The sequence below is a fragment of the Arthrobacter sp. PAMC25284 genome (assembly GCF_019443425.1).
Taxonomy (GTDB): domain Bacteria; phylum Actinomycetota; class Actinomycetes; order Actinomycetales; family Micrococcaceae; genus Arthrobacter; species Arthrobacter oryzae_A.
The window spans coordinates 1,844,406-1,860,554 of record NZ_CP080382.1; the positions used below are offsets into that span (position 1 = coordinate 1,844,406).

At 65.4% G+C, this 16,149-nt stretch carries 12 protein-coding genes, 1 tRNA gene and 1 pseudogene; 9 read left to right on the forward strand and 5 right to left on the reverse strand.

What is annotated here, in order from left to right; translation table 11 throughout:
• Positions 1-40: 40 nt before the first annotated feature.
• The 3 genes and pseudogenes from KY499_RS08490 to KY499_RS08500 form a co-directional block, all read left to right on the forward strand.
• Positions 41-113 (forward strand) — tRNA-Arg (locus KY499_RS08490).
• 1 nt (position 114) lies between these two features.
• Positions 115-636, forward strand: a complete 522-nt coding sequence (locus KY499_RS08495; RefSeq protein WP_258191036.1) for a DUF6314 family protein — start codon at positions 115-117, stop codon at positions 634-636.
• Positions 633-1,031: pseudogene (locus KY499_RS08500) on the forward strand (NUDIX domain-containing protein); the annotation flags it as partial. The gene KY499_RS08495 and the pseudogene KY499_RS08500, both read left to right, overlap by 4 nt.
• A 6-nt stretch (positions 1,032-1,037) precedes the next feature.
• Here the strand turns inward: KY499_RS08500 and KY499_RS08505 are convergent.
• The 4 genes from KY499_RS08505 to KY499_RS08520 form a co-directional block, all read right to left on the reverse strand.
• Positions 1,038-2,858, reverse strand: a complete 1,821-nt coding sequence (locus tag KY499_RS08505; protein ID WP_219886819.1) for a glycoside hydrolase family 15 protein — start codon at positions 2,856-2,858, stop codon at positions 1,038-1,040.
• 123 nt (positions 2,859-2,981) lie between these two features.
• The gene (locus KY499_RS08510; RefSeq protein WP_183164523.1) at positions 2,982-3,605 is read right to left on the reverse strand and encodes a TetR/AcrR family transcriptional regulator; all 624 of its coding nucleotides are present in this window, start codon (positions 3,603-3,605) and stop codon (positions 2,982-2,984) included.
• A 693-nt stretch (positions 3,606-4,298) separates the two neighbouring features.
• Positions 4,299-6,212: an ABC transporter ATP-binding protein gene (locus KY499_RS08515; RefSeq protein WP_219886820.1), complete on the reverse strand. Its 1,914-nt coding sequence runs from the start codon at positions 6,210-6,212 to the stop codon at positions 4,299-4,301.
• Positions 6,209-7,903, reverse strand: a complete 1,695-nt coding sequence (locus tag KY499_RS08520) for an ABC-F family ATP-binding cassette domain-containing protein (protein WP_123255542.1) — start codon at positions 7,901-7,903, stop codon at positions 6,209-6,211. The genes KY499_RS08515 and KY499_RS08520 overlap by 4 nt, the downstream gene beginning before the upstream one ends.
• A 221-nt stretch (positions 7,904-8,124) precedes the next feature.
• On the opposite strand from KY499_RS08520, the gene KY499_RS08525 reads away from it, so the two are divergent.
• The 6 genes from KY499_RS08525 to KY499_RS08550 all read left to right on the forward strand — a co-directional run bounded on the left by KY499_RS08525 (position 8,125) and on the right by KY499_RS08550 (position 12,981).
• Positions 8,125-8,871, forward strand: coding sequence for a hypothetical protein (locus tag KY499_RS08525; protein ID WP_219886821.1), 747 nt, complete (start codon positions 8,125-8,127; stop codon positions 8,869-8,871).
• Complete coding sequence (locus tag KY499_RS08530; protein WP_308813091.1) at positions 8,853-9,605, forward strand: hypothetical protein; 753 nt, start codon at positions 8,853-8,855, stop codon at positions 9,603-9,605. The genes KY499_RS08525 and KY499_RS08530 overlap by 19 nt, the downstream gene beginning before the upstream one ends.
• Before the next feature lie 126 nt (positions 9,606-9,731).
• Positions 9,732-10,367: a hypothetical protein gene (locus KY499_RS08535; RefSeq protein ID WP_219886822.1), complete on the forward strand. Its 636-nt coding sequence runs from the start codon at positions 9,732-9,734 to the stop codon at positions 10,365-10,367.
• A gap of 342 nt (positions 10,368-10,709) precedes the next feature.
• Entirely contained in the window at positions 10,710-11,531 is an 822-nt protein-coding gene (locus KY499_RS08540; RefSeq protein ID WP_219886823.1) for an amino acid ABC transporter substrate-binding protein, read from the forward strand.
• Entirely contained in the window at positions 11,532-12,197 is a 666-nt protein-coding gene (locus KY499_RS08545; RefSeq protein ID WP_123255537.1) for an amino acid ABC transporter permease, read from the forward strand.
• Complete coding sequence (locus KY499_RS08550) at positions 12,184-12,981, forward strand: amino acid ABC transporter ATP-binding protein (protein WP_308813092.1); 798 nt, start codon at positions 12,184-12,186, stop codon at positions 12,979-12,981. The genes KY499_RS08545 and KY499_RS08550 overlap by 14 nt, the downstream gene beginning before the upstream one ends.
• A gap of 92 nt (positions 12,982-13,073) precedes the next feature.
• On the opposite strand, the gene KY499_RS08555 is transcribed toward KY499_RS08550, so the two are convergent.
• The gene (locus tag KY499_RS08555; RefSeq protein ID WP_219886824.1) at positions 13,074-16,100 is read right to left on the reverse strand and encodes a glycoside hydrolase family 38 C-terminal domain-containing protein; all 3,027 of its coding nucleotides are present in this window, start codon (positions 16,098-16,100) and stop codon (positions 13,074-13,076) included.
• Positions 16,101-16,149 lie beyond the last annotated feature (49 nt).

A 16,149-nucleotide genomic window follows, 5' to 3' on the forward strand; every position in this document is an offset into this window, starting at 1 on the left:
GGACGGACCGGCCTTCGCGCCGGCCGCGGCCCGGACGCCCGCCCTCGTAGCTCAGTGGATAGAGCACGGCTCTCCTAAAGCCGGTGTCGTTGGTTCGATTCCAATCGAGGGCACTTGAATCCCGCAGCCCCGGGCGCCGGCCCGCTCACCGATCTCCGTGCCTTCCTGCTGGGGTCCTGGAGCGTGCACCGGACCATGCTGGACCGCAGCACCGGCAGCCTCGGACACTTCACCGGCGTCGCCCTCTACACCGGAACCAGCGACACCGGAACCAACGACGGCGGCCTCCACTACCGCGAACACGGCACCGTATCCTGGGCTACCGCCGGCGCCCGGCCCTTCACCGGCTCCGCGAGCCGGGAGTACGTGCTCCGGCCTGCGGCCGAGCCAGCGGACGAACCGGGGATGATGGACATGTTCTTCCCCGACGGCCGCCCCTTCCACCGGATGGGCTTCGCCGACCTCAGCCACCAGGACAGGCACTGGTGCGACCCGGATACCTACCGGGTGGACTACACGCTGATTGGGCCGGACGAGTTCCGCTACAGCTGGGATGTCACCGGACCGGCCAAAAACTTGTTGCTCGAATCTGTGGTCCGCCGCTTTCCGGTATCTTCCGAAGGACTGCCTGCTTGAACCCGCGCATTGTGGTCTCCGCTGTCTGCGTCTTCGACGCTGCCGGACGGCTGCTGACTGTCCGGAAGCGCGGCACAGACAAATTCATGCACCCCGGAGGAAAGCCCGAGGCCGGCGAATCCGCGGCGGAGACCGCGGCCCGCGAGCTCGAGGAAGAGGTTGGGATCGTTGTGGCACCGGGCCGGCTCGAACTGCTGGGCGTCTGGCTCGCTGCAGCCGCCAACGAGACCGCGACCCAGATTGAGGCCACGGTCTTCACTGCCCCCGGGGTGTGGAGCGCGCGGCCGGCGGCCGAAATCGCCGAGATCCGGTGGCTGGATCTGTCCGAAGCGCTGCCAGGCGACCTGGCCCCGCTGCTCACGGACCATGTCCTGCCGGCCCTGGCCAACGCGCCCCGCGCTCTATGCGGCAGAGTCGACAGCCAGACTGAGGCGGTCGACCCCATGCATGGCGTCGGCGGCCCTGACCAGGGTCAAGTGTGAGAATGCTTGGGGAAAGTTGCCGGCCATCCGTCGTTCGTCCGTTGCGTACTCTTCGCTAAGCAGACCGAGCTCGTTGCTAAGCCCAACGAGTTTGTCCATCAGGACCCTTGCCTCGGCCAGTCGACCTGTCCGCGCATATTGCTCCACGAGCCAGAATGAGCATGCGAGGAAGGGGTGTTCACCCGGCGCCAGGCCGTCAACGCCGCTCTCTGTTCGATAGCGCAGCAATAGGCCGTCGTCGGTGAGGAGCTCTTCTTCCAGCCGGGCGACTGTGCCGAGCATGTGCTCGTCGTCGTAGGCGAGAAAACCGACCTGTGGCATGACCAGTAACGCTGCGTCTGTTTGACCTCCGCCATAGGTCTGCGTAAAGGAGTCAATCTTCCGGTCGAATCCCTCGCGCATTATCTCTTCACGCAACCGCTCTCGGAGATGCTCCCACTTCTTGGTGTCTCCGGGTAATCCGTGGATCCGTACCGCCCGGATCCCGCTGTTGAAGGCGGCCCACATCATCACTCGGGAATGGGTGAAGTACTGCGCCTCGCCGCGCATCTCCCAAAGGCCGAAGTCCCTGTCATCGAAGTGTTTTTCGACGAATCCCAAGAGCGCCCGCTGAAGGGCCCAGGAGAAATGGTCTTCCTTGCCTCCGGCCATACGCAGTCTTTCCAATGCCACCATCACTTCGCCGACGACATCCGCCTGGAACTGCGAAACGGCCGCATTTCCAATGCGCACAGGCTTGGAGTCCGCATAACCAGCGAGGTGGTTGAGCTCGCGTTCAGGGAGTTCCCGTTCTCCCCCAACGCCGTACATGATCTGCATTTGCTCAGGATCGCCGGCCAGCGCCCGAAGGAGCCAGTTGCGCCATTGAAGTGCCTCTGTTTCATAGCCGTGGGTCAGCATCGACTCCAGTGTCAGGGCTGCATCGCGCAGCCAGCAGTATCGGTAGTCCCAGTTCCGGGGTCCGCCGAAATCCTCAGGGAGGGAAGTCGTGGGCGCTGCGACAATGCCGCCCGTTTCAAAATGCGTGAGGGCCCGCAGTACTAACAATGAACGCTTTACCGCGCCTCCATAGGCGCCGTCCTGCCGGCAGTGGCTTCCCCAGCGGCTCCAATACTCAGTGGCTTGTTCAAGGGCGACTTCGACGTCAACCGCTGGTGGCAAGGGGCGGTGCGAGGGGAACCAGTTTAGCTCAAAATCCACCTTCTCGCCCTTTGAAATGAGGAATTTTCCCTCGTGCCCGTGTGCATGGGCTTGTGGAAGATGAGGTCCTCGCAGTGCGAGAGCATCCGGACCGGCCATGGCCAACAGGACCGGTGCCGCCGTCGGCGCATTGTCGCGGATACGACGCATCCAAGGCAAGACTGTTGAATATCCTGGGCGGATCCGAAGTTCCTGGCGCATTTCGACGCTGCCGTCCAACCCGGTAACGCGGCGGACGAGGGACGAACCGTTATCGCCCACCGGCATGAAATCGGTAACCAGGACGTTTCCGCCACTGGTCTTCCAGATGGTTTGGAGCACGAATGTCGAGTCAATATAGTGTCGATCGACAACGACAGCGCCTGGGTCGCTGGGAGCTAACAACCAGCGGCCGTTCTCTTCGGTGCCTACGATTCGGCTAAACACGGACGGTGAGTCAAAGCGCGGGAAACAGAGCCAGTCCACGCTGCCGTCCCGGGATATGAGCGGCCCGGTCTGGAGATCCGATAACAACGCATAGTCCTCTATGGGTGCATCCATGCTCCACTAAATCACACCTTTTTCACATTAGGTTAGCCCCGCAGTATGTCCCGGTCGGCGCAGAACCGCCAGGCGTTACATGCTTCATCCGCGTTCCGGTTGAGCCCGGAAGCGGAGAAGGAACTACCTCCGGGCGGCCAGGCCGGGTGAGTATTTCATCGTCGGGAGGGCGCTCTGCAGCATTCTTACCGACTCTTCCGCCAAGATGCCTTCTGGTGAATCATCCAGCGACAGCCACTGCAGCATGAGACCGTCCAAGATGCCAATGAGCAGGCGGGAAAGGGTCTCAATATCAAAATCAAACTCCTCTCCTGTCCTGACTTCGCGAAGGAGCTGCGTGCAACCATCCAGGTACCGGCGGTAGACGCGCCTGGCCAGGTGTTGGGAGTCTGAACTTCGCATAGACCACAGCATGAGCTCGTAGGTGGCGAGCTGCATTTCGCGACTGCTCTCAAACCACTTCGCGAAGGATCGCGTGATGTCGGCGAGGCCCTGATGGAGTCCCACTCCCTGCCTTACCCCGACACTGACCTCCGCCAGGCCTGTCGCCGTAATGGCCTCGTAGACGGCATGGAAGAGATCCTCCTTCGTCGCGAAGCAATAGTGAAGACTCGCGGTGGGCAGCTGAGCCATTTCGGCGATTCTGCGGGTAGTCGCTCTAGCCACACCTTCCCGGCTGATCACGGCAATTGCCGCGTCCACGAATTGTGTCCGGCGATAACTGACGGGCTGATGATCCTGCGACACACTGCCTCCTCGCCGTTGGCTTCGTCGTGAAGGCCAGCGTCCCGGGTACGTCCTTTGATTCTTCAACCTTACTTGGCCACCTGGCTATTTGGGCGGGCAACCAAGTACGAACCGAAAACTGGATCTGTCCATGTCACCCGCATGCTGCCCAACCCAGCTGCTCGTAGCGTCGTTTCAGACTCTTGACCACTTGGCCAAGTTGTCCGTAGACTTGGCCATGTGATCAACTTCACTACGTAGCCAGAAAGGCAGGTCGACATGACACGGGAAGAAGCCTACGCAGGATGCCCCTCGGATTCGTACGTGGAATTTTATGGCGGCCAATGGCTCGTAGTCCCATTTGCGCCCGTCGAGCAGCCTGCCTTTTTTACGTGTCTGCCCGGCAACCGCCGGGTCGCCGGGCATTGATCGCTTAGTCGACGAACCGCGATCCCGCCGTCACCTGATGAGCCCCCTGGGCCATCCGGCCAGGGTTTCGCTCGCTCCGGTACTGCGGATCGCTTCCATCAGGGTCCGTCTGCGGGCTCCCGTTATCCGGGTCTGCGTGTCGCCCTGACCGGCCTCAACCTTCGGACAGCTTTCCGCCTTCCCGGCGGTGTTTCCCGAAGCCACCTCGCAGGCGGGAGTGCCCGGATGGGCGGTTGTGGTGCCCACAACCGCCCCAATTCGCCCGGCTTAGCCTCAACTGCGCGCCTACAACTCCGGCACGGCTTCCTCAGCCACGGCACTGGCCTCGGCGAACTGGGTCCGGTACAGCTCGGCATAGCGTCCGTCGGCGGCCAGGAGTTCGTTGTGCGTGCCGCGTTCGACAATCGCTCCGTCCTCCACCACCAGGATGGCGTCGGCTGCACGGATCGTGGAGAGCCGGTGGGCGATCACGACGGCGGTGCGGCCCTCGAGCGCGGCGCCAAGGGCCTCCTGCACTGCCGCTTCATTGGTGGAGTCCAGGGCCGCCGTCGCCTCATCGAGGATCACGACGCGCGGTCCGGCGATGAGCAGCCTGGCGATGGTGAGCCGCTGGCGTTCGCCGCCGGAGAGCCGGTAGCCGCGCTCCCCCACGACTGTGTCCAGTCCGTCCGGCAGGGACCGGATCATCTCTTCGAGCCGGGCCTGCCGCAGCACGTCCCACATCTGCTCCGCAGTGGCACCGGGGCGGGCCAGACGCAGGTTGGAGGCGATGCTCTCGTGGAACAGGTGCCCGTCCTGGGTCACCATCCCAAGGGTTTCCCGCATCGAATCGAACGTGAGGTCACGGACGTCAACGCCGGTGCCCGGCCCGGTTCCACCGAACCGGACGGCACCTGAATCGACGTCGTACAGCCGCGAAATCAACTGGGCAATTGTGGACTTGCCGGCGCCGGATGAGCCCACGAGGGCCACCGTCTGGCCGGGCTCGACCCGGAAGCTGAGGCCGTGGAGAACTTCTTCACCGCCACGGGTGTCGAGGGTGGAGACGTCCTCCAGCGAGGCGAGCGAGACCTTGTCCGCTGCCGGGTAGGCGAAGCGGACATCGTCGAACTCCACCGCGAGCGGGCCGGCCGGGGAAGTGACGGCGTCGGGCTTCTGGGCAATGAGAGGTTTGAGGTCGAGGATTTCAAAGACCCGTTCGAAGCTGACGAGCGCGCTCATAATCTCGACGCGGGCGTTGGAGAGCGCCGTAAGCGGTGCATAGAGACGGGTGAGCAGCAGCGCCAGGACAACGACGTCGCCCGCCGCGAGCTGCCCGGAGAGAGCCAGCACCCCGCCGAGGCCGTAGACCAGGGCGAGGGCCAGTGCGGAGACGAGCGTCAGAGCCGTGACGAAAGTGAACTGCAGCATCGCGGTGCGCACGCCGATGTCCCGGACCCTGCCGGCCCGCACAGCGAACTCCCGGGACTCCTCGTCCGGGCGGCCGAAAAGTTTCACCAGGGTGGCGCCGGGGGCGGAGAAACGCTCGGTCATCTGGGTGCCCATAGCGGCGTTGTGTTCGGCGGCTTCGCGGCGCAGATCGGCGAGTTTCGAGCCCATCCGGCGGGCTGGAATCAGGAAGATCGGCAGCAGGACCATGGAGAGCACGGTGACGAGCCAGGACTTGTCGAGCATCACCACGAGGGTCAGCGCCAGCGCCACGACGTTGCTGACCACCCCGGAGAGCGTTCCCGCGAACGCCGACTGGGCGCCGATGACGTCGTTGTTCAGCCGGCTGACCAGCGCACCGGTCCGGGTGCGGGTAAAGAAGGCGATCGGCATTTTCTGGACATGGTCGAAGACCTTGGTGCGCAGGTCAACGATCACGCCTTCGCCGATGGTGGAGGACATCCACCGGGTGACGAGGCCGATCCCGGCTTCGGCGACGGCCACGATGGCAATCAGCACGGCCAGCCAGATCACGACGCTCGGGGCGGAACTGGCGATGATCTCATCGACTACCTGGCCGGCGAGAACCGGGGTCGCCACGGCCAGGACGGCCATCACGATCGAGAGCAGCACAAAGGCGATCAGCCGGGTGCGGTACGGCCGGGCGAAGCCAAACACCCGCTTGAGGGTCTCCTTCGAGAACGGTTTGGAACCGCTGGAGGCGCGGGTGATGTTGTACAGGGAGCTCCAGGCGACCCGGTCCATGCTCATTTTTTGTTGCCTTTCGTGGCGTGTCCGCCGGCTGATGACGCACCGGCGCCGCCGGCGAGTTCGGTCACGATGCCGTTCTCCACGTTCCAGCGCACGTCCAGCCGCACATTTTCCAGGAGACGGCGGTCGTGGGTAACGAGCAGCAGCGCGCCGTCGTAGCCCTCGAGGGCTTCCTCCAGCTGTTCGATCGCGGGCAGGTCCAGGTGGTTGGTGGGTTCGTCGAGCACCAGCAGGTTAACCCCGCGGGCCTGCAACAGGGCCAGGGCGGCCCGGGTCCGCTCTCCGGGGGAGAGGGAGTCCACCGAGCGGCCCGTGTGGTCTGCTTTGAGGCCGAATTTGGCCAGCAGGGTCCGCACTTCGGCCGGTGTCTGCTCCGTCAGCACGGCTTCGACGGCGTCCCCGAGCATCAGGTGCCCGGCCAGCAGTCCGCGGGCCTGGTCGATTTCCCCGACTGCCACCGAAGCGCCCATGGAGGCGTCCCCCGCGTCGGGCGCCTGCACACCGAGCAGGAGCCGCAGCAGGGTCGATTTGCCGGCACCGTTGGGGCCGGTGATGCCAATCCGCTCACCCGCGTTGAGCTGGAGGTTTACCGGCCCGAGGGTGAAATCGCCTTGGCGGACGACGGCGTCGCGGAGGGTGGCGACGACGGCGCTGGAGCGCGGCGCCGTGCCGATGCTGAATTGGAGTTGCCATTCCTTGCGGGGTTCCTCGACGACGTCCAGGCGCGCGATCCGGGATTCCATCTGGCGGACCTTTTGGGCTTGTTTTTCCGAAGACTCGGTGCTCGCGGCCCGGCGGATCTTGTCATTGTCCGGGCTCTTCTTCATAGCGTTCCGCACCCCCTGGGAACTCCATTCGCGCTGGGTGCGGGCGCGCGAGACAAGGTCCGCCTTGGTGGACGCGAAGTCTTCGTACCGCTCGCGGGCGTGGCGCCGGGCGACGGCGCGTTCCTCGAGGAAGGCCTCGTAGCCGCCGTCGTACACGGCCACGGAGTTCTGTGCGAGGTCGAGCTCCACAATGGTGGTCACGCAGCGGGCCAGGAACTCCCGGTCATGCGAGACCAGGACCACGCCGCCGCGCAGGCCCTGAACGAACGCCTCGAGCCGGGCGAGCCCGTTCAGGTCCAGATCGTTCGTTGGCTCGTCCAGCAGGACGATGTCGAAGCGGCTCAGCAGCAGCGCCGCGAGCGCGGCACGGGCCGCCTGCCCACCGGAAAGCCCCGTCATGTGCGCGTCCGGACCGATTTCCAGGCCGAGGTCGGCCAGAACCGGCGGAATCCGCTCTTCAAGGTCCGCGGCGCCGGAGGCCATCCAGCGGTCGAACGCCAAGGAGTAGGCATCGTCGGAGCCGGCGGCACCGGATCCCAGCGCCTCGGCCGTGGCTTCCATCTCCGCGGTGGCCTGGGCGCAGCCGGTCCGGCGGGCGATGTAGCCGGCGACGCTCTCGCCGTGGACCCGATCGTGTTCCTGCGGCAGCCAGCCGACGAAGGCGTCTGACGGGGCGAGGCTGACGGTGCCCTCCTGCGGGGCGTCGACGCCGGCCAGGAGTCGCAGCAGGGTGGATTTTCCGGCGCCGTTGGCACCCACCACTCCCACGACGTCGCCGGGGGCGACGGTCAGGGAGAGCTTGGAGAAGAGTGTGCGGTGGTCGTGGCCACCGGAAAGATCTTTGGCAACAAGGGTTGCAGTCATTGGTTAATCCTCTCACCATGGCCCAAACCCGCGGCCCGCGGGGCCTGCGGCGGCAACCGGAATCTGCCGGGCGCAAGAGAACCCGCCGGTCCGGACTTGGGGGGTGTACGGACCAACGGGTTCAAGGATCTAGCATAGTCTGAGTCAGACTTAGTCGTGAAATCGCCGCCAGGCCAAACACCGCGGCTCCCCGCCCCAATCGACGCTCCAGGAAGCCCTCGATGCCGTTACCCGCCAAGGCGTTCCAGCACTGGCTCAACCGCGCCGCGCCGGGATTCAGCACGGCCGAGATCTGCCGGGTCTCCGGGATCAAGCGAAGCACGTTGGCACAGCAGCTGGTCCGGGGAAAAGTCGCCGCAGCAACCGTGGTGGGCATCAGCCGCGGCCTCGGCCGGAGCCCGCTGGACGATCTGGCCTCGTTCGAGAAGTATGCCGACCTCAAAGGGAAGCGCCCCCCGACCCCGGCGGAGCTGGTCAGCCAGGTCGCCACCATGGATCTGCTGCGCGCGGTCGTGGCGCGGTCCGGCCCGGCGCACCGCAGCAGCCGCGCCGTTGACGCGCCCGAGGCACCGGATGTGTTCAGTCCGGCCCCGCATCCCACGTCGGTCCGGAACTGGGTGGACGCGGTCGACGACGGCGAACTGCGGCACCGCGTCGCCGCTGCCACCGGGATCGCACCGCAGAATTTTTCCGCGCAACTCACGGCCAACAGGTTGTCACCGGAGCTCACCCTCGCAACCGCGCGCGCCGCCGGCGTGGGCTTCACCGGCGGCCTCGTCGCCACCGGACTTATTACTGAGGCCGAGGCCGGCTGGGATCCGGCGGCGAAACAGTCCGCGGTGGCTTCGCTGTCCGACGGGGAGCTGGTGACGCTGGCCGGCGAACGGCTGCAAACCCTGGGCAAGGCGCTCCATCGGCAGGAGCAGGAACTCGCGCAAACACAGAAGATATGGGAAAACCTGGGATGATCGCGATTCTGCAATGGACCACCCTGGCGGTGGGCGGCGGCCTGGCCCTTGCCCGCATTCCCAGCGTGCTGCGGGGCGAGAACAGGTCGCTGTTCTCCCTCTACGCGCTGATGACCCTGGCAGTCCTGCTCAGCATCGATGGCCCATACCTGGCCATCGACCAGGCCCTGGGCGGCCTGAACATCGCCAATCTGATACTCCGCTTCCTGATCTTCGGCACCGTCTTCTTCCTTGGTATCAGGATCGCCCGGGGCTTCGGCGCCGGGGATGCCCTGCGGCGCATCACGGGACCGGTCGGGATCGCGGTGGCGGCAGCCGCGTCACTGGCCGTGATAGTGCTCTTCGCCATGATGGATACCGCCGGCTCGTCGGCGGGACTCGTCGCCGTCTTCGCCAAGGACCCCGGCCATGCAGCCCTTGTCGAGTACTACGGGGCGGCCGGACGCCTGTACCCCGCCTACGTCATGCTGGCCCTGCTGCCCGCCATGTTGCAGACCCTCCCCAGCCGGCTGCCCATCCTGGTGCGCTCGAGCGCGGCGCTTCTTGCCGCCGCTTCCGTGGCAATCACCCTGAGCCTGCTGTCCCCCGTCATTCCGCAGTCGCTGGAATTCCTGAGGTATCTCCTCAATTACTCCGCCATCTTGTGCCTCCTGACCGGGCTTGCCCTGATCTGGCTCTCGAAGTCCCTGGCGAAGCGGCTCAAGCAGACTGAACCCGCCGAGCTACCAGCATGAACGCGGCGGAGCACACTCCCGGCGGAGAAGCCCGGCGATGATCATCATGCTGCAGTGGGCTGTTTTGGCCGTGTGCGGGCGGTCGTCCTGCTGCGTGTTCCGGACGTTCTTAGGGGCCGCAACCGGATGACCTTCGGGATACTGGTCCTGGCCGCGCTGTGCATTCTGCTCACCATTCAGGGTCCTTATGTAGGCATTGACCGCCTCCTCGGGGGCTGGAATGTCACGAATTTGATCCTGCGCTACCTGATCACTGCCACTGTCCTGCTGGTCGGGATCCGGACCGCCAAGGGTCTGGGCAGCGCCCGGACGTATGCGCTGATCACCGGCCGGACGGGGCGCTGGGTACTCCTGGCCACCTGTGTGGCACAGACAGTGATCTTCGGGTTGCTGGACACCAGGGGGTCATCGGCGGGGCTGATGACCCTCGCAGACCAGGGCGGACGCAACGCCGCGCTGGGCCCGTTCTACGCCGCGGCCGGGCGGGTCTACCCTGCCTTCGTCTCGATATGCCTCATGCCTGCGCTCCTGAAGACCGCGCGCAGCCGGCTGCCCCGGCTCGTTCGGGCCGGGGCAGCGCTTGTGCTCATCGGTGCGCTCGGCGCCGCGGTGAGCGTCCCGTTTTCCTTCCTGCCCGCCGATGACTCACCGGGCAGATATCTGGTCATCTACACGGCCGTGCTCGGGTTCGTTTTGGGCCTGATGTTCTTCTGGCTGTCAGGAATGAGGGCAAAGGGTCCACGTAATGTTTCGCATCAATAAAACTAAACAATGGACAAATGTTCACAAAATCATTAGACCGTGCGATAATCATGATTGTGTGAAAACGGCCGCCGCACTGCGACGGGGAATCAATTCTTAGCCGTCGAAGCGCCATTGGGGGGATGAGTGGTAACGGTTGCTGGGACCGTTCCCACTCATCTGATTTAAGGCCGGGCCCGTACATCGGGCTCTTCGGCCAGTGGCCGCAATCACGATGGCCAAGGCTTTCGTTACTTGGCGAAATATTTGCTCGTCAGTTTGGCGTTGTGCAGAGTAACGTCACGGGGTACTTCGCGCCGCAGGCGTGACCTGCCCACCGCCATCTGACAAAGGAATGCCCCCATGTACCGCAGCCCCCTCCGCCGCTCAGTCCTCGCCGCCGCCGTCGCGGCAGCCGCTTTGGCCTTGTCAGCCTGCGGTACTTCCCCCTCCGCATCGCCGTCCGGTTCCGCGGCGGACACGTCGCTCAGCAAGGTTGTGAGCAAGGGCGAACTGATCATTGCCACGGAGGGCACCTACAAGCCCTTCAGCTTCCACGAGGACGGAACGGGCGCGCTCACGGGATTCGACGTTGAGATCGCGGACGCAGTGGCGAAGAAACTCGGAGTGAAGGCCAACTTCCAGGAAACCCAGTGGGATGGCATCTTCGCCGGACTCGAGGCCGGGCGCTTCGATGCCATCGCCAACCAGGTTTCCATTAATCCCGAGCGCCAGGCGAAATACGATTTCTCGGCTCCGTACACTGTCTCCCAAGGTGTCATTGTCACCAAGTCGGACAACAACGACATCACCAGCTTCGAAAGCCTCAAGGGCAAGACCGCGGCGCAGTCCCTCACCAGCAACTGGTACAAGCTGGCAACCGAGAGTGGCGCCAATGTGGAAGCAGTGGAGGGCTGGGCCCAGGGAGTCGCCCTCGTCCGTCAGGGGCGGGTGGACGCGATTGTCAATGACAAGCTGACCTATCTCGACTACGCAAAGTCCACCCCTGACGCCGGGCTGAAGATTGCTGCCGAAACGACGGAGGACTCCCAGAGCGCCTTTGCCTTCCGCAAGGGCTCGACGGAACTGAGCACCGCGGTCGACAAGGCCCTGGCCGAACTGCGCGCCGACGGAACGCTGGCCGGCATCTCCGACAAGTACTTCGGCGCAGACGTCACCAAGTAGATGCCGTTCAACTGGGACCTGGTCTGGAGCTCCCTGGGGCCCCTGCTGGTCGGTGCCGTCGCCGGCACCATTCCGCTGGCGCTGTCCTCCTTTGTGCTCGGACTGGCCCTGGCGCTGCTGGTCGCGCTGATGCGGCTGGGCAAGAACCGGCTGGTCTCGGGGGTGGCCCGGTTCTATGTCTCGGTTATCCGGGGCACTCCCCTGTTGGTCCAGCTGTTTGTGATCTTCTATGGTCTTCCCAGCCTGGGCATCAGGCTGGACCCGTGGCCCAGTGCCATCATCGCGTTCTCCCTCAACGTGGGCGGCTACGCGGCCGAGGTGATCCGGGCCGCGATCCTCTCCGTGCCGAAGGGCCAGTGGGAGGCCGGACACACCATCGGCATGTCCCGGGGGCAGGCGCTCGTGCGGATCATCCTGCCCCAGGCCGCCCGGGTCTCCGTGCCTCCGCTGTCCAACACCTTCATTTCACTGGTCAAGGACACATCACTGGCCTCGCTGATCCTGGTCACTGAGTTGTTCCGCAACGCCCAGCAAATCGCGGCTTTCAGCCAGGAATTTATGACCCTCTATCTGGAGGCGGCCCTCGTCTACTGGCTCATTTGCCTGGTGCTGTCGTCCGGTCAGTCCTCACTGGAAAAGAAGTTGGACCGCTATGTCGCCCACTAATGTCCCGGCCGCCAGCTCCGTGCTCTCGGTCCGAAACCTTGCCAAAGCGTTTGGCGACACGGTCGTCCTGCGCGATATTGACCTCGATGTCCGGCGCGGCAACGTTGTGGCCCTGATTGGCCCGTCCGGGTCCGGGAAGACCACGGTTCTGCGCTCACTCAACGGTCTGGAAACACCCGATGCCGGCACCGTCCGCTTTGGTGCTCCGGCCGGCGGCACCGCAACCCTGAGCCTTGATTTCTCGGCCAAGGTCGGCAAGAAGGACGTCGCGGCAATGCGGGACCGCAGCGCCATGGTGTTCCAGCACTACAACCTGTTCCCGCACATGACCGTCTTGCAAAACGTCATCGAGGGCCCGGTCCAGGTCCACAAACAAAAAAAGAGCGACGCGATCGCCGAGGCCAGGCGCCTCCTGGCCCAGGTCGGGCTGGCGGACAAAGCCGACGCCTACCCGTTCGAGCTTTCGGGTGGGCAGCAGCAACGGGTCGGAATCGTCCGGGCACTGGCGTTGAAGCCGCAACTGCTGCTCTTCGACGAGCCGACGTCGGCCCTCGACCCGGAGCTCGTGGGCGATGTGCTGGCCGTCATCAAGGAACTCGCCGACGATGGCTGGACCATGATCATCGTCACGCACGAACTCGCCTTTGCGCGCCAGGTGGCCGATGAGGTCATCTTTATGGACGAGGGCGTGGTGGTGGAGCGCGGCCCGGCCGCCGAAGTCCTCCGGGCGCCGCGGCATGAACGGACCCGGCAGTTCGTCAGACGCCTGCTGCACGAGCCCTAGGTGTAATGCCCCCACACCGGCAGACCTGGGCCTGGCCAGGCCCGCAGCCCGGGCCGGGGCGCAGCCGCCAACGGCCCCGCCCCGGCCCGTTATCAGCGGGTGAACCTGAGTGTCACGAGCTGGAACGGCCGGAGCACGAGCCCGGCGGTGTCACGGCCGGCTGTGACTCCCGGAGCGTCCACCGGCCGCTCCAAAAGATCCACGGCGTAGACACTGCCTGCCTCGAAGTTGGCACTGACCCGCCCCGCGGACCGCTCCCCGAGGGATTCGTACAGGCGCACCACAACGTCGCCGGAGCCGTCCTCGGCCAGCTTGACCGCCTCGATGACCAGTGCCGGGTTGGAGACGGCCACGAGCGGATCCGCGCCGTGGGCGCCCTTGACCAGCCGGGGTGCGAGATTGGTCCGATAGCCTTCCGCGACGGCGTCCGCAATGCTGGCACCGGGCCGGATGGTGACCGTGAGCTCATGGGTTCCGCGGTCGGCGCCGGGGTCCGGGAACTTGGGCGCGCGCAGCAGCGAGATCCGCACCGTGGTGGTGGTCCCGCCGTCGTCCGCACGGACATCCCGGGTGACGTCATGACCGTAACTGGAGGCGTTGCTGACCGCCACGCCGTAGCCCGGCTCCGCAATATGGATCCAGCGGTGCGCGCAAATTTCGAATTTGGCCGCTTCCCAGGAGGTATTCAGGTGGGTGGGGCGGAAGACGTGACCGAACTGCGTCTCGGCAGCGGAGCGGTCCGCCTTGACATCGAGCGGGAAGCCGAGCTTGAGCAGCTTCTCGCGTTCCTGCCAGTCGACCACCGTCGAGATGGACAGGGAATCCGCCCCGGCGGCCAGCGAGATCCGTTGGGTCACCGGCGATGATCCGGCCAGCCGCTCCACGACAACGACGGCGGCGTCCGGGCCGCCGTACTCCAGCGCCACCGAGCGGGCCTCGGTCAGGCGGACCACGTTGCGGCGGTAGAAAGCGTCGATGTCCCAGGCGTCCCATTCATTGGGTGTGTCACGGTGCAGCTCCAGCAGGTTTCCGTGCTGGCCGGGCGCGATCGCCTCGCGCCCACTGGCGTAGTCGGTCAAGGATGCCAACAGTCCGTCGGCGTCCAGCACGGCCCGGATGATGCCGTTGTCCAGGATGTAGCCGCCGTCGGTGGCGCTGATGGTGACCTCCGGCCCGATGCGGACCGGTGCGGCGATGGCCAGGGACGGCACGCCGAGTCGCTGGTGCGGGGCTGCGTTGAGCAGGAATTCCGTCTCGCCCGTGCCGAGCACCGCTGCCGCGGCGTCCGCGATGAGTGCCTCGAGCCCGCGGGCGACGGCCGCGTAGTTGCGTTCGGCGTCCTGGTGGACCCAGGCGATGGAGCTTCCCGGCAGGATGTCGTGGAACTGCTGGAGCAGGACCAGGCGCCAGAGGCGTTTGAGCTCGGCCGCCGGGTAGGGCTGCCCGGCACGGACGGCGGCTGTCGCGCACCACAGCTCGGCCTCCCGAAGCAGGTGCTCGCTGCGCCGGTTCCCCCGTTTGGTTTTGGCCTGGCTGGTATAGGTTCCGCGATGGAGTTCCAGATACATTTCGCCCACCCAGACCGGCAGCGGCCCGGCGTCCGCCTGCGCCCGGGCAAAGAAGCCGGCCGAGGAGCCGAGCTGCACCTTCGTTGAGCCCTCAAGATCCGCGGCGCGGCGGGCGGCCGCGAGCATCTCCCGGGTGGGGCCGCCGCCGCCGTCGCCGTACCCGAAGGGAACCAGCGACGTCGTTCCGTTGCCGTGATCGCGATAGTTCCGCTCGGCGTGGGCCAGGTCTCTGGCGCTGAGGTCTGAATTGTAGGTATCCACCGGCGGGAAGTGGGTGAAGATCCGGGTTCCGTCGATCCCTTCCCAGTCGAAGGTGTGGTGGGGCATCCGATTGATCTGGTTCCAGGAGATCTTTTGGGTCAGGAAGTACTGGCTGCCGGCGGCCTTGACGATCTGCGGGAGCGCCGCGGAATAACCGAAAGAGTCCGGGAGCCACGCCTCCTGGCAGTCCACGCCGAACTCGTCCAGGAAAAAGCTCTTGCCCTCCAGGAACTGCCGGGCCATGGCCTCCCCGCCGGGCATGTTGGTGTCAGACTCCACCCACATGCCGCCGACCGGAATGAACTGGCCCGTCCGGACTTTTTCGCGGATGCGACCGAACAGCTCCGGGTACGCTTCCTTGATCCAGGCGAGCTGCTGGGCCGAGGAGCAGGAAAACACAAATTCCGGGTCTTCATCCATGAGAGCCACGACGTTGGAGAACGTCCGGGCGCACTTGCGGACGGTTTCCCGGACGGGCCACAACCAGGCGGAATCGATGTGGGCGTGTCCGGTGGCCACGAGCTGGTGCGCCGAGGCGTACGCCGGCTGGGCCAAAGCCTCTGCCAGTGCCGCGCGGCCTGCGGACGCGGTGCCGGGGACGTCGTCGGGGTCCAGGATGTCCAGCGTCCGTTCCAGCGCGCGCAGGATATTGTGGCGTCGCGGCAGCTCCATCGGGAGTTCGTGCATCAGCCCGTTGAGGGTGTCGATGTCCTGCTGCAGCTCCCACACGGTCTGGTTGCGCTCCGCGATAACGATGCTGCCGAGCCGGTACTTCGGTTCGTTGCCCGACGTCGCTTTGTCCCCGTAGGGGGTGGCCGCGAAGGTCCAGCCTTGGGCAACGTCGGGGTTGGCGGCAGCCTCGACGTAGAAGTCGACCGCCATGCCGCTGCCCAGGAGTTTCAGCGGAATGTACTGGTTCCGGGGTGAGATGGCCTTGATGATGGTGCCGTCCGGGCGCCAGGCGATGCCCTCGCACTGAAACCCCGGGATCTCGGCGGTAAAGCCCAGATCCACTACGACTTCCACCGAGGTGTCAGCCGAGGTACCCCAGGAGTCCGGGACATCGCCCTGGAGCCTGAGCCACAGTGTGCTCCACGGCCGCCCCCAGGCAGCGCCGTGCTCCTGCGGTGCGAAGTCCTGCCGCAGGGCCTCCATAGCCGGCACCGGCTCGTCCGGGACCACCCAGCTGCTCAGTGCGAGCGGGATCGTGCGGGGGTAAATCGCGGGGGTGATACGTTCCCGCAGAAAACGCTCAAGCCGGACTTCCGTGAGACGGCGGTCGTCGTGCAATGTGATCCTCTTTTGGCTGATGTTCGACGCCGGGTTGCATCCAATCGCT

Coding starts and splice junctions, on each gene's coding strand:
- KY499_RS08505 (WP_219886819.1), bottom strand. CDS start 2,858: ATGGATGCACCCATAGAGGACTATGCGTTGTTATCGGATCTCCAGACC.
- KY499_RS08515 (WP_219886820.1), bottom strand. CDS start 6,212: ATGAGCATGGACCGGGTCGCCTGGAGCTCCCTGTACAACATCACCCGC.
- KY499_RS08520 (WP_123255542.1), bottom strand. CDS start 7,903: ATGACTGCAACCCTTGTTGCCAAAGATCTTTCCGGTGGCCACGACCAC.
- KY499_RS08525 (WP_219886821.1), top strand. CDS start 8,125: ATGCCGTTACCCGCCAAGGCGTTCCAGCACTGGCTCAACCGCGCCGCG.
- KY499_RS08530 (WP_308813091.1), top strand. CDS start 8,853: ATGGGAAAACCTGGGATGATCGCGATTCTGCAATGGACCACCCTGGCG.
- KY499_RS08535 (WP_219886822.1), top strand. CDS start 9,732: ATGACCTTCGGGATACTGGTCCTGGCCGCGCTGTGCATTCTGCTCACC.
- KY499_RS08540 (WP_219886823.1), top strand. CDS start 10,710: ATGTACCGCAGCCCCCTCCGCCGCTCAGTCCTCGCCGCCGCCGTCGCG.
- KY499_RS08545 (WP_123255537.1), top strand. CDS start 11,532: ATGCCGTTCAACTGGGACCTGGTCTGGAGCTCCCTGGGGCCCCTGCTG.
- KY499_RS08550 (WP_308813092.1), top strand. CDS start 12,184: ATGTCGCCCACTAATGTCCCGGCCGCCAGCTCCGTGCTCTCGGTCCGA.